This is a genomic window from Thiohalomonas denitrificans (genome assembly GCF_016841685.1).
Lineage (GTDB): Bacteria > Pseudomonadota > Gammaproteobacteria > Thiohalomonadales > Thiohalomonadaceae > Thiohalomonas > Thiohalomonas denitrificans_A.
Genome location: NZ_JAENYR010000093.1, coordinates 1 through 12,848, shown reverse-complemented (window position 1 = coordinate 12,848; position 12,848 = coordinate 1). Strand labels below are relative to the sequence as shown.

General features: G+C 59.4%; 12 protein-coding genes. 6 read left to right on the top strand and 6 right to left on the bottom strand.

Annotated elements, in window-relative coordinates; genetic code table 11:
* Positions 1-204 precede the first annotated feature (204 nt).
* Both Q7L05_RS15295 and Q7L05_RS15290 read right to left on the bottom strand, forming a co-directional pair.
* Positions 205-735 carry a sulfurtransferase gene (locus Q7L05_RS15295; protein ID WP_303908634.1) on the bottom strand — a complete coding sequence of 177 codons (531 nt, stop codon included), beginning with the start codon at positions 733-735 and terminating at the stop codon, positions 205-207.
* Positions 690-1,022 carry a rhodanese-like domain-containing protein gene (locus Q7L05_RS15290; protein WP_303908632.1) on the bottom strand — a complete coding sequence of 111 codons (333 nt, stop codon included), beginning with the start codon at positions 1,020-1,022 and terminating at the stop codon, positions 690-692. The genes Q7L05_RS15295 and Q7L05_RS15290 overlap by 46 nt, the downstream gene beginning before the upstream one ends.
* Before the next feature lie 319 nt (positions 1,023-1,341).
* Between Q7L05_RS15290 and Q7L05_RS15285 the strand changes: the two genes are divergently transcribed.
* The 4 genes from Q7L05_RS15285 to Q7L05_RS15270 all read left to right on the top strand — a co-directional run bounded on the left by Q7L05_RS15285 (position 1,342) and on the right by Q7L05_RS15270 (position 3,878).
* Entirely contained in the window at positions 1,342-2,016 is a 675-nt protein-coding gene (locus Q7L05_RS15285) for an OmpA family protein (protein ID WP_303908628.1), read from the top strand.
* Between the two features lie 123 nt (positions 2,017-2,139).
* Positions 2,140-2,733 carry a TetR/AcrR family transcriptional regulator gene (locus Q7L05_RS15280; RefSeq protein ID WP_303908626.1) on the top strand — a complete coding sequence of 198 codons (594 nt, stop codon included), beginning with the start codon at positions 2,140-2,142 and terminating at the stop codon, positions 2,731-2,733.
* A 159-nt stretch (positions 2,734-2,892) separates the two neighbouring features.
* On the top strand, positions 2,893-3,285 hold the full coding sequence (locus tag Q7L05_RS15275) for a hypothetical protein (RefSeq protein WP_303908624.1): 393 nt from the start codon (positions 2,893-2,895) through the stop codon (positions 3,283-3,285).
* A 176-nt stretch (positions 3,286-3,461) separates the two neighbouring features.
* A complete protein-coding gene (locus Q7L05_RS15270) occupies positions 3,462-3,878 on the top strand; it encodes a cytochrome c (protein WP_303908623.1) in 417 nt (138 codons plus the stop codon).
* Positions 3,879-4,067: 189 nt separating this feature from the next.
* Here the strand turns inward: Q7L05_RS15270 and Q7L05_RS15265 are convergent, their stop codons facing one another.
* Positions 4,068-4,391 carry a hypothetical protein gene (locus tag Q7L05_RS15265; RefSeq protein WP_303908620.1) on the bottom strand — a complete coding sequence of 108 codons (324 nt, stop codon included), beginning with the start codon at positions 4,389-4,391 and terminating at the stop codon, positions 4,068-4,070.
* Between the two features lie 72 nt (positions 4,392-4,463).
* Positions 4,464-6,380 (bottom strand): sensor histidine kinase, encoded by a 1,917-nt coding sequence (locus Q7L05_RS15260; protein WP_303908617.1) that lies wholly within the window; start codon positions 6,378-6,380, stop codon positions 4,464-4,466.
* A gap of 121 nt (positions 6,381-6,501) precedes the next feature.
* Here Q7L05_RS15260 and Q7L05_RS15255 point away from each other — a divergent pair, with 121 nt between their 5' ends.
* Positions 6,502-6,681 (top strand): hypothetical protein, encoded by a 180-nt coding sequence (locus tag Q7L05_RS15255; RefSeq protein WP_303908615.1) that lies wholly within the window; start codon positions 6,502-6,504, stop codon positions 6,679-6,681.
* 152 nt (positions 6,682-6,833) lie between these two features.
* Here the strand turns inward: Q7L05_RS15255 and Q7L05_RS15250 are convergent, their stop codons facing one another.
* Positions 6,834-8,756 carry a sensor histidine kinase gene (locus Q7L05_RS15250; RefSeq protein ID WP_303908612.1) on the bottom strand — a complete coding sequence of 641 codons (1,923 nt, stop codon included), beginning with the start codon at positions 8,754-8,756 and terminating at the stop codon, positions 6,834-6,836.
* Between the two features lie 133 nt (positions 8,757-8,889).
* Positions 8,890-10,521, bottom strand: coding sequence for an alpha-D-glucose phosphate-specific phosphoglucomutase (locus Q7L05_RS15245; protein ID WP_303908609.1), 1,632 nt, complete (start codon positions 10,519-10,521; stop codon positions 8,890-8,892).
* Between the two features lie 236 nt (positions 10,522-10,757).
* Here Q7L05_RS15245 and htpG point away from each other — a divergent pair, with 236 nt between their 5' ends.
* On the top strand, positions 10,758-12,656 hold the full coding sequence (gene htpG / locus Q7L05_RS15240) for a molecular chaperone HtpG (protein WP_303908606.1): 1,899 nt from the start codon (positions 10,758-10,760) through the stop codon (positions 12,654-12,656).
* The last annotated feature ends 192 nt before the right edge of the window (positions 12,657-12,848 follow it).

Sequence of the window (12,848 nt, the reverse complement as noted above, 5' to 3'; positions counted from 1 at the left end):
GCGCGGGGATGACGAATCTCCTATGCCGCGCATGATCAACCGGGCGAGCAGTTACCGAGAAGATCGGAAAATCTGGCCAAATCCGGCTTTTCCGCACGACTCCATGGATGGGGGAGTTAGAGCGAAGCAGGATGCCCGAGCCGAGTCGATCAGTGTTAAGTCCGACAGGCTCCCAGGAGACGGTCGCTATTCTCGGACAGGCTCCTAGCTTTCTACCGGCAACTCGGGCCGGTTACCCCAGTCGGACCAGGAGCCATGATAGCCCTTGGCGCGATAGCCCAGCCACTTGAGCCAGAACCAGGTGTGGGCGGAACGGTGATGGGTCTGGCAGTAGGCCACCACCGTCTGATCGTCCCGAATTCCCAGATTTTCCAGGCAGGCCCTTAACACGGCAGGGTCTTTCAGTCGCAGGTTTCGGCTCTGGTCGATCGCCTCGGTCCACTCCATATTGACCGCACCGGGAATATGACCGCCGCGGGCGGCGAACTTCTTCGAGCCATCATATTCGGCGGGGCTCCGGGCATCGAGCAGTGCCAATGCCGGGTCATGCAGATGGGCCTGGATGTAATCGGCGTCTGCAATGGCGTCGGACTCCAGATTCAGCGAGCCACGGTATCCACTCGGTTTGGTGGAGGTGGGAGTCCGCGCCAGGGGAAACCCTTCACCCGCCCAGGCATGCAAACCGCCGTTCAACAGGGAATAGCGGTCAAAACCAAGAATCTCCAGGGTCCACAAAAGGCGTGCGGCCTTGCCTCCCCCTCGTCATCGTAGGCCACCACGTGGTACTCGGGCTTCAGACCGATGTTCGACAGGACTTGGCTGAGCACTTCCTCGTCGGGCAGCAATCCGCCCGTGTTTCCGTGTCCCGCGACGATTGAACGGTAGTCAATGTGTACGGCTCCCGGAATATGCAGTTCAGCATGCACCGATGACTGGCTGAGGTCCACGACAAGAAAGGTCGGGTCGTCGAGGTGGTCCTGCAACTGCTCGGGTTCCATCAGGAGGGGCAGCTTCTCCGACATTTTCGCTCCGTCTTCGGTTTCCCTCTAGATAGTGTGGCCGCGGATCATTTTCAATGGTCGGGTGTTTACAAACGGCAGTGGATGCCTAACGTTCTATAGAAACGGAAAAATCGTGAACTGGCTCACGATCCCGTTGCACTTTCAGGCTAGGATAAGTCCCTGTTCTTCGCGCATGGTAGGGTGGCTTTTTTCAAAGTGCAGCCCCTGACGGGGGTGCGCTTCAGCAGCCTATTCGGTAGTCTTCGCTGGTTGCTTACCGGTTAATCTGAAAAGTTCGTGCGGCCCGTTCGGCCGCTTTTTTATCAAGAGGATTGGAATAATGAAAAGAGTGCTGCTTGTGTCGGTCATCGTAGCTGGACTGGCGGGGTGCGCCGCGCCGGGGCCGCGCGACGATAGCCAGTCACAGACGAACCGTACCGCGGCCGGCGCGGTGATCGGTGCCATTGGTGGTGCCGTGCTCGGTCACCAGATGGACAGCAAACGCGGTGCCGTGGCCGGGGCAATCGTTGGTGGCGCGACAGGTGCTGCGGTCGGCAACTACATGGACAAGCAGGAGCAGGCCTTCGAGGACGCGCTGGCCGAAGAGCAGCGTCAAAACCAAATCGAAGTACAGCGCGTTCGTGACGATCTGTTGAAACTTACCCTGGATAGTGAAGTCAGCTTCGACTTCGACAGTGCGGCTATCAAATCCAGCTTCAAACCCAGCCTCAACAAGTTGATGAACGTACTCGCAAAGTACGATCGAACGGATGTCACAGTGGTCGGCCATACCGATTCTGTTGGTTCGGAGGCCTACAACCAGCGACTTTCAGAGCGTCGCGCAAGCGCAGTGGGAGACTACCTGATTGATCAGGGAATCAGCCGCTATCGTCTGCGTACCGAAGGAAGTGGTGAATCGGAGCCACGCGCAAGCAATAACACGGCCGCCGGACGGCAGCTGAATCGGCGGGTCGAGGTTTTCGTGCGCCCCGAAGCGGAATTCGCGGAGCGATAAGCGCCCGATCTTGCCGTCGCCAGCGACCGACCGAGCCGGTTTCGTCCAGGACGGGACCGGCTCTGCTTGACGCTCCTTTTTTTTGCACGCAGACTACGGCAATTGATTACTCACAATTGAGCTATGGGCAAACCAACCGAACAGAGGCGCCAGGAAATCATCGAGGCAACGCTCGAGCTGGCGGGAGAGCGGGGCGTCAAAAAGGTGACTACGCAGGCGATCGCCGACAAGGTGAAGATCGCGCAGCCCACCGTGTTCCGTCACTTCAAAAGCCGTGATGCGATCTTCAGTGCAGCGATTGGCTTCATCGCCGAGCGGCTCTTTCAGGTCCTGGAAGGCGACTTTGCCGGTAGGGCCCCCGCCGACCAGCGACTGCAGCAGCTGATTCGCCGCCAGCTGGTCTTCGTCGGCAGTGCCAGGGGCCTTCCCCGTTTGCTATTTTCCGATCGGCTCCATCTGGAATCGCCGCAGCTCAAACGCACGGTGCGAACCGTGATGGAGCGCTACATCGCACGCATAGAGGCGCTGTTGCAGGAGGGGGTCGAAAGCGGTCTCTTTCGGTCGGACCTGGCGCCAGGTGCGGTAGCCTCCTGGATAGCCGCCCTTATCCAGGGCCTGGTCATGCGCTGGTCGATTTATGATTTTGAATTCCCCCTTGAAGAGCACGCTGACGAGCTTTGGGCTTTTCTTGAACCGGCCCTGCGGGAAAACCGGTGAGTTTTTTCATGAAAGTAAGTGAGTAATCGATTGCTATCGGAGGGCCGCTCCCGGTAGGGTGCGCATACACTCCGCCAGTTAACGGCGGCGGCCCAGTGTCATCCAGCGAACGGCGGGCACCGCCCGCTCTGTGAAGAAGCTGTCAGGGGGAGAATAAGCATGTCCAAGTATCTGGTGAGGGCCATTGCCATCGCCGCTGTGGTGTTCGGGCTACTAACCCTCAAGGAGGGTGGTGGCGTGCTGTTCGATGGCGAAACACAACGTGCAGCAGGCGATTATGTGCCGTTTGTCCTCTGGTTTAACTTTCTCACGGGTTTTTTCTACATCTTCATCGGGATTGCCTTGTGGCGCGACATGGCGTCGGGCTTTGCGTTGGCTTTCAGCGTTTGGGTGGCATCCCTGGTGGTGTTCGGTCTTTTAGCACTCCACATTGCTGGTGGTGGTGCCTACGAGGAGCGTACGATCGTCGCGATGTCGCTGCGTAGTGCGGTTCTGACAGTGATTGCCATCGCGACGTACTGGCAACTGAAGCAGCGGCGAAAGTACCGCTAAATCCCTTTTTCAAGCCGTGATGCACCCGCGTCAGGGCCCGAATAGGATGCTGCCACAGGATATCGGTCTCGCGTGCCGATGCACCGGATACGGAGAGCAGGTCGGTCTACCCACGCCACGAGTCGGTCGTCCCGCGTTCTGATTGTGAGCGATTGATTACTTACGAGAGGGGAACTATGAGAAGCAGGCTCTTTACTATTCTGGTTGTCGGTGCGCTTGCTACCGGTGCCGGCCCGGCTATGGCGGCTGACCTGAAAAGCATCATGGCGCAGCTCGGCAGGGATATGCGCCAGGTCAGCGATGGCATCTTGCTTGGTGACCTTGAGCAGGTGGCTCAGGGCGCGCAAGCGGTAGCCGACCATCCGCGTCCCTCTATTGGGCAGCGTTGGCGGATTCTCCAGGGAATGGGAGATGAACTGGAGGGTTTCCGCCAGGCGGACGCGCTGGTCCATGACAAGGCGGTTGAGTTGGGTGAGGCAGCCCATGCGGGGGATCGGAAACAGGCTCTGAGGCGCTACTTCGGGCTCGTGGAGGCATGCATCGCCTGTCACGACAAGTACCGCGAGCCGGTAAGGGAACTGATGAGGGATTAGCTGCCTGTCCGGCTGCTGGAGCACCGAAATCGGCAAAGTCTGGCAGCGATGCACAATGGGCTTACCCTGTAGGTCGGACTTCAGCCCGACAATCCAGCCGGGGCTAAAGTCGGAGCTATTGGGCGTATCCCGCCCATCGCATCAAACCTGCATGACGGCGAAAAGGGTGCCTTTACCGAATTCCCCGACCTATTTCGCCGCCTCGTTCAGGAGTTCTTCGACTTCACGGATTAGCGATTCACAGCAACCGAAGACTTCGAGCGAGAGTTCGTTGATATTTTCGCCGGAGCACAGAAACCGCGGCGGCTCTCCGTGTTCGGAACATTGGAGCAGTTCGGTCTTGTCGACCACGCTTTCGACAATATCCTGAAGCAGAGCCGCTTCTTCCTGGTCCTCCACCTGGGCCGGGTCGATTTCCCGGCCCCCGATCTCAAACGCAAATGCTACGCCTTTCCCCATGGTTTCACCCCGTTTTCGGTTTTCGGCGTTAAAGAATGAATTTAAGACTACCATGCCAACGGAGCGTTCACCTTTGCCGGGAAGCACTAACCCCAAAGGGGTAGTGGCCAGCGGCGTTCAGTGGGCTCATCGCAGGCGGGATGTCCCCGTGGCCGGGAGGCATTTAGCAACCACCGGCCAGGTGAATCGAAACGTGGTCCCGCGGCCATTTCCCGACTCGATGAATAATTCTCCCTCGTGGCTCTCCACCAATTTTTTCACCAGGGCCAGCCCCAGTCCGCTGTGCTTGGTCCTGTCCCTCGGCTCAAGGACTTGAAAGACCTGGAGGACGGTTTTCTGGTGTTCTACGGGTATGCCCGGTCCATCATCGCTCACCTCGAACTCGTAGAACTCGCCGCAAGATCGTGTAGCTACCCGGATATGGCCACTTCCCCGATCGTGGTGGGAGACGGCATTGGCGATAAGATTGGAAAAAATCTGACTGAGGGGTGTGCGCCAGGTGACCAGCGAGGGCATTGCCGCATCGGCCTCGATTCTGAACGAGGGAGGCGGGGAGAGGAAGCGGATGACATCATTCACGAGTCCGCGGGTATCAACGAGTTCCGGGGCATCGCCTTCGTAGCCGGCGCGCGCGTAGCGCAGTAAGTCGTCAATGAAGCGATCCATCCGGGACACCCGATCACGAAGCAGACTGGCATGCTTTGAAAGGGATCGGGAATTGCCTTGCCGAAAATCCTGTTCAATGACCGAGGCCAACATGGAGACGGCGCGAATGGGGGCCTTGAGGTCATGGGCCGCCACATGGGCGTACTGTTCCAATTCGGCATTCGCACGTTCGAGCTTGCGGGTTTTTTCCCGTAGCGAACGGGTGGTTTCCATGAGGCGTTTCTCCGCCTCCCACCGCTGGCTGATGTCGATGAAGGACAGCACCAGCCCGCCGTCGAGTTCTCCCGGTTCGTCAACCGGTTCCGCCACATACTCCACCGGAACCGGGGTGCCGTCACGGCGAACGAACAGGATCTCGCTACGATGGGTCGGCTCCCGGGTATCCAATACGCTGCACAGAGGGCACCGCTTGAGCGGACCATCCACGCCACAGCAGCGGACGACGCTAGTGAAGGAATAACCCACCAGCTCGGATTCCGGAAAACCGAGTACCTCCAGGGCGGTGGGGTTGGCGAAAACGCATTGACCTTCCCGATCGATGCCGACCAGACCCGAGCCGGCGATACGCAGAATCTGATCATGCTGAAGAGTCACCTGTGTCAATCTTTCCAAATAGTGGTTGGCGTCTGCTAAAGCGGTCTCAATCCGCAGATGAATCTCTGTATGAAATATGCGGAGGATCAGGCCCAGCGAAATCGTGGCCACGATCGCAAAAAGGGCCCGAATTCCCGGCACTGAGACCTCGGCCGTTACGAAAAAGTATTGGCTGTTATAACTGTTGGCGGGGAAGAAGTCGGCTGGTGGGACCAGCAGGCCGGCCGCCACGGCATAGCCGGCGAAGGCGCCCGCTGCCGAAAAAAAGTAAGGCTTGAGGCCCATAGGGAAGAGTCTGTCGGCCTCGCTACGGTAATACAGTAAGAGCCCGATGGCGGTGGTGAGGGCGCCCGGCAATGCTACCAGGTAGCGGACGGCGACGGCGAAGCCGTGTGGTCCGAGATTCCAGGCCAGCTGTGCCAGCAAGAGCCCCAAAGGCACATACCAGCCGGGGTGCGTGCACCATTCGGCGGCCCGCCCCCATCGACTCGCCGCCGGGCTGCTGAGGCGAACCAGACGCCGGCCGAATTCCAGCAACAAAAAAAATGAAACCGTCAGCAGTGTGGCGATGCCCTGCATCGCCAGAGGGAACTCCCGTTCCAGGTGCCACATCTCCAGCCACTCGTGAACACCATGCAGTAATCCGAACGCCGCCAGGAGGGGGAGAGGGCGGGCCAACGTGAAATCCGACTTCAGCCGGGGCTGTACGGCAATCGAAAGCCCCATGAGAATGAAGGCCAAGCCATAGATAAAGTAAACGAAACTCCCGGGCGGAGTGTCCATTGGTCGATTCCCGGTGGATTCAGGGTAAACGCATTCTCACACTCACATTTTTGATGCCGGCGAGCGATATAAGTCCTTGATAGCAGGTACGCTGTAAATACGACCTACAGGGATGTAGGAAGTGAAGATGATGCAGGAGCAATCATCTTTCATCCGTGTACGCTCGACGGCAGCATCCCTCGACAAGTGTGCTCCTGCATTGTCTAACACCGCCATCCCTGGCGGCGTGCTGCCGACGACCTGCTATCAAGGACTGACACCGTTCGCTTCAAAGTATGCGGTTGCCCTGCCGGTGGATTGAGTAGGTGAGATCGAGTGCCGTACTTTATGGCATCTTATCGTGTTACTTGCAAAAAAACGTAAAAATCTAGAGCAATTCCAGCCTTTGAGGATAAAAAGGGCCATGCGGTGGGTTCGGGTGGTAGGAGACGGCCCTGCGATGGCCCCGGGGGTTCATGATTCGTCGCATGCCAGTGGCTCCGGTTCCGGCTGGCTTGTTGTGGTTGCAGGCCAGGTGAACCGGAACGTCGTTCCACGGCCCATTCCCGACTCGATGAACAACTCTCCATCGTTGCTCTCCACCAGCTTTTTCACCAGGGCCAGTCCGAGCCCACTGTGTTGCCCCCCTTCCCTCGGATCGAGGACCTGAAAGACCTGAAGAACGGTTTCCCGGTGCTCTTCCAAGATGCCCGGTCCGTCATCGCTGACCTCGAATTCGTAGAACTCGCCGCAGCGTCGTGCAGCTATCCGGATATGGCCGCTTTTCCGGTCGTGGTGGGCGACGGCATTGCCGATGAGGTTGGCAAAAATCTGGCTGAGGGGTGTGCGCCAGGTCATCAGTGATGGCATTGCCGCATCCATTTCGATATGGAAAGAGGCGGGCAGGGCGAGGAAGTGGATGACGTCATTCACCAGGGCACGGGTGTCAACCGGCTCCGGGGGGTCGTTCACGCAGCCAGCGCGTGCATAGCGAAGCAGATCGTCGATGAGACGATCCATCCGGGTTACGCGTTCACGAAGCAGATCGGCGTGCCTTGACAGTGATTGAGGATCGCTTTGCTGAAAATCCTCTTCGATGATGGTGGCCAACATGGAGACGGCCCGGATGGGTGCCTTGAGGTCATGGGCCGCGATATAGGCGTACTGTTCCAACTCGGCATTCGCACGCTCGAGCTTGCGGGTTTTCTCCCGCAGTGAGCAGGTGGTGTGCCGGAGGCGCTGTTCCGCATTCCAGCGCTGGCTGATGTCTATGAAGGACAGCACCAGGCCGCCGTCGAGTTGGCCCGGTTCATCGACCGGTTCGGCCACATACTCCACCGGAACCGGGGTGCCGTCCCGGCGTAGGAACAGGATCTCGCTCCGGTGGGTCGGTTTTCGGGTGCTCAATGCCTCGCAGAAGGGACAGTTTTCCAATCGGCCGTTGGCGTCATAGCAGCGGATCACCTCCTTGCAGGGATGACCGATTAGTTCGGCCTCGAGAAAACCGAGCACTTCGAGGGTGGTGGGGTTGGCGAAAACACACCGCCCTTTCCGATCGATGCCGACCAGGCCCGAGCCGGCGATACGCAGAATCTGCTCGTGCCGCTGCGTCACCCGGGTCAGTTCCGTGAGATAGTGATTGGCATATTTGAGGGCCCTTTGAACTCCCAGGCGTACCTCTGCCCGAAACATGTGAAGTATCAGGACCAGTGAAATCGCGGCGACGATGGCGAAGAGCGTCCGAAGCCCCACCGCGGCGGCCTCGGCTGCTTCGAAAAAGTATTCGCTGCTGTAGCGGTTGGCAGGGAAGAAGTCGGCCGGCGGGACCAGCAGGCCGGCCGCCACGGCATAGCCGGCGAAGGCAGCGGCGGCCGAATAGAAGTAGGGCTTGAGGCCCATGGGGCGCAGCCGGTCCGCTTCACTCCGGTAATACAGCAAGAGCCCGATGGCAGTAGTAAGGGCGCCCGGAAACGCCAGTAGGTAGCGAATGGCAACGGAGAAGTCATGGGGTCCGAAAATCCAGGCCAGCCGCGCTAGCAAGAGGGCTACGGGCAGATACCAGATGGGGTGTGTGCAGTATTCGGCGACCCTCTGCCATCGTCCTGCTGCCGAACTGCTGAGACGAACCAGACGCCGACCGAATTCCTGCAGCGGCAGAAACGAGATCGCAAGAAGCGCGGCGGCGGCCTGCCTCGCCAGCGGTGAGCCCTCATCCACATGCCACACCTCCAACCACTCGTGAACACCATGCAACATTCCGAATGCGGCCAGGAAGGGCAGAGGGCGAGCGAGGGCAAAATCCGACTCCAGCCGGGGCTGCACTGCGATGGAAAGCCCCATGAGGATGAAGGCTAATCCATAAATGAAGTAAATGAGGCTTCCAGCCGGAGTTTCCATTTTTCACCCTTCGTACAGAGCGGAGACCGCAGTAGGTCAGCCTATTCTCGGACAGGCTCCTAGAGTACGGAGGGTTATAGCTACGAACTGTAACAAAATGTAAGGTTTAGAGCGGGTCTAGTGGCCGCCGCAGTCAGGTGATCACGGTGGGCATGTCGCGTCCAGTGCGCGCCTTTAGCTGGCAAATGGCTGTGGCGACGTCGATCAGATCAGCGAGGGCCTTCTGCGTCTCCTGCTCATGTTTACCGGCATCGGCTTCAAAGCGCTCGACATAAATGCGCAGGGTGGCGCCCTCGGTACCGGTGCCGGAGAGCCGGAATACGATTCGGGAGCCGTCCTCAAGGATCAGGCGCAGCCCCTGGCCGCTGGTCTGGCTGCCGTCGATGGGGTCGGTATAGCGGAAGTCATCGGCTACTACCACTTTACGGCCCGCAAGGGTCTCCCCACGCAGGGACGGAACCTTTTCGGCAAGTTCTGTATACAGGGATTTCGCTTGGTTGGCGTCCAGCGCCTCGTAGTCGTGGCGGGTATAGAAATTGCGCCCATAGGCGCGCCAGTGTTCCCGAACAATGTCGGTAACCGACTTACGCCGTTCCGCTACGATAGTGAGCCAGAAGAGCACCGCCCACAATCCGTCCTTCTCCCGCACGTGATCCGAGCCGGTCCCGAAGCTCTCTTCCCCACAGAGAGTGATCCTGCCGGCGTCGAGCAGATTGCCAAAGAACTTCCAGCCGGTGGGGGTCTCGTAGCAGGCGATCCCCAGCTTCTCGGCCACCCGGTCCACCGCCTGGCTGGTGGGCATCGAACGGGCCACACCGGTCATGCGGCCGGCATAGCCTGGGGCAAGCTCGGCGTTGGCGGCCATCACCGCAAGGGAGTCGGAAGGCGTCACGAAAAACCGTGGGCCGAGAATCATATTACGGTCGCCATCACCGTCGGAGGCGGCACCCAGATCGGGTGCCTGGTCGGAGTACATCTCCTCGACCAGCGCCTCGGCATAGGTCAGGTTGGGGTCGGGGTGGCCGCCGCCGAAATCCTCCAGGGGTTGGCCATTGATGACGGTGCCGGCAGTGGCGCCCAGCCGATGCTCCAGGATCTCGCGGGCGTAAGGGCCGGTGATGGCGTGCATGGCATCGAAACGCATGCGAAAGCCGGAGGTGAACAGGTCGCGAATGGCATCGAAGTCGAAAAGCTGTTCCATCAACTCGGCATAGTCGGCCACCGGATCGATGACCGTGATCTGCATCGCGCCGAGCGTGTAGTCGCCGGTTTCGTTGATGGGCAGATCGGCGGCATCATCAATGAAAAAGCGATCGATACCCTGCGTTCGCCGGTAAATGGCTTCAGTGACGCTTTCCGGGGCCGGACCGCCGTTGGGAACATTGAATTTGATGCCGAAATCGCCACTGGGGCCGCCCGGATTGTGGCTCGCCGAAAGGACCAGCCCCCCTTCGGCCCGGTGCTTGCGGATGATCGCCGACACGGCGGGCGTGGAAAGCAGGCCCCCCTGGCCTACCAGCACCCGGTGGATGCCGTTTGCCGCTGCCATCTTGAGGATGGTCTGTACCGCGTGTCGGTTATAGAAGCGGCCATCGCCGCCCAGCACCAGCGTGCCACCCTTCAGATCGGGGCGCGTATCGAATACGGACTGCACGAAATTCGGCAGGTAATTCCCTTTGCGGAATACATCCACCTTCTTTCTCAGGCCCGAGGTACCGGGCCGCTGTCCTTCGAACGGCTGTGTGCTGACCGTGCTAACGCTCATCCAATGTCCTCTTAGTCGATGTTATTTCCGGCTTATGAAGCATAGGCCCTGAAGCAGGTCCAAGCCAATAGATAGCAGACTGCTTGAAACCCGACCCTCATGCCCCCATCTTTTGCGATGTTTTCGGGGACCGGTGAAGGGTCCGGAGTCGGCCTCGGGCTGACACTTGACGGGTTAAAGACCGACCTACACGGTGCTCCAGGCCGATAAAACCAATTTGAGGAGACAAAGCGAACATGACGGTTGAAGCACATAAGGAGACCCTCGGTTTCGAGACCGAAACCAGGCAGCTCCTGCACCTGATGATCCACTCCCTCTATTCCAATAAAGAAATCTTCCTGAGGGAGCTTATTTCCAACTCCTCCGACGCCTGCGACAAGCTGCGATTCGAGGCCCTGGGGGACGACGCCCTCTATGAGGGCGACAATGACCTGAAGATCCGTGTCGTCTACGACAAGGACGCCCGCACCGTGACGGTTTCGGACAACGGCATCGGCATGAACCGGGAGGAGGTCATCGAGAACCTCGGTACCATTGCCAAATCGGGTACCCGCTCCTTCCTGGAGTCGCTCACCGGTGACAACGCCAAAGACGCCCAGCTCATCGGCCAGTTCGGTGTTGGCTTCTACTCCTCTTTCATCGTCGCCGACCGGGTCACCGTGACCACCCGCCGTGCCGGGCTTACCGAAGAGCACGGGGTGCGCTGGGAGTCTGACGGCCAGGGGGAATACACCCTGGAGACGATCGACAAACCTGATCGGGGCTCCAGCGTTACCCTGCACCTGACCGAGGGTGAGGATGAATTCCTGGACGGCTGGCGCCTGCGAAATATCATTCGCAAGTACTCCGACCATATAACGCTGCCCATTCTGATGCCCAAGGAGCAGTACGGTGAAGAGGAGGAAAAGGCTGAACCCGAAGAGGAGATGGTCAACCAGGCCTCGGCCCTATGGGCACGTCCCAAGAGCGAGATCACGGACGAGGAGTACAGCGAGTTCTACAAACACGTTGCCCACGACTTTGAAGATCCCCTCGCCTGGATCCATAACAAGGTCGAGGGGCGGCTCGAGTACACCTCGCTGCTCTACATCCCCAAACGGGCGCCGTTCGACCTATGGGATCGGGAGCGCCGCCGTGGCGTCAAGCTGTACGTCAAGCGTGTGTTCATCATGGATGATGCCGAACAGCTGATGCCTTCCTATCTGCGCTTCGTGCGCGGCGTGATTGACTCCAACGACCTGCCGCTCAACGTTTCGCGCGAGATCCTGCAGCACAACAAAGTCATCGACTCCATGCGCGGCGGCTCCGTGAAAAAGGTGCTGGGCCTGCTCGAATCCATGGCCAGGAACGAATCGGAGAAGTACACCACCTTCTGGGAGCAGTTCGGCGCCGTTATGAAGGAGGGCCCCGGCGAGGATTTCGCCAATCGCGAACAGATCGCCAAACTGCTGCGCTTCGCCTCCACCCACAAGGACACCGAGGAGCAGAGCGTCTCACTGGACGACTACATCGGGCGCATGAAAGAGGGCCAGGAAGCGATCTACTACATCACCGCCGACTCCTTCGCCGCCGCCAAACACAGCCCGCACCTGGAGATCTTCCGCAAGAAGGGCATCGAGGTGCTGCTGCTGCACGAGCGCGTCGATGAATGGCTTAGCTCCTCCCTCAGCGAGTTTGACGGCAAGCCCCTCAAGTCCGTCACCAAGGGTGAACTCGACTTGGGCGAACTCGAAGACGAAGAGGAGAAAAAGGAGAAGGAAAAGGTCGCCAAGGACTTCGAAGACCTTCTCAGGCGCGTCAAGGAGACCCTGGGCGACAAGGTGAAGGAAGTGCGAGTCACCCACCGCCTGACCGACTCCCCGGCCTGCGTGGTGACCGGCGAAGACGAGATGAGCGCCAACCTGGAGCGTATCCTCAAATCCGTCGGCCAGAACGCCCCTGACATCAAGCCCACCCTGGAGCTCAACCCCGAGCACCCGCTGGTTGCGCGGCTCAAGGAGGAACAGGACGAGAAGCGCTTCGGCGACTGGACCAACATCCTCTTCGATCAGGCTTGGCTCGCCGAAGGTGGACAATTGGAAGACCCCGCCGCCTTCGTCGGACGACTGAACGAACTGCTGCTGGAACTGCGGTAGCCAAAAAAAACAGAGAGGCGGCCCATCGGCCGTCTCTTGGAAAAGGGAATTTTGTCCATACCCTGGGCTGAACCGGGCCGTCCCGGCAAAAAACAGGTCCGATGGGCGAGAGGAGCACTAGGAGCCTGTCCGAGGACAGGCTGACCTACTCGGCTCGGGCATCCTGCTTCGCTCTACCGAGTGCTTCCCTGC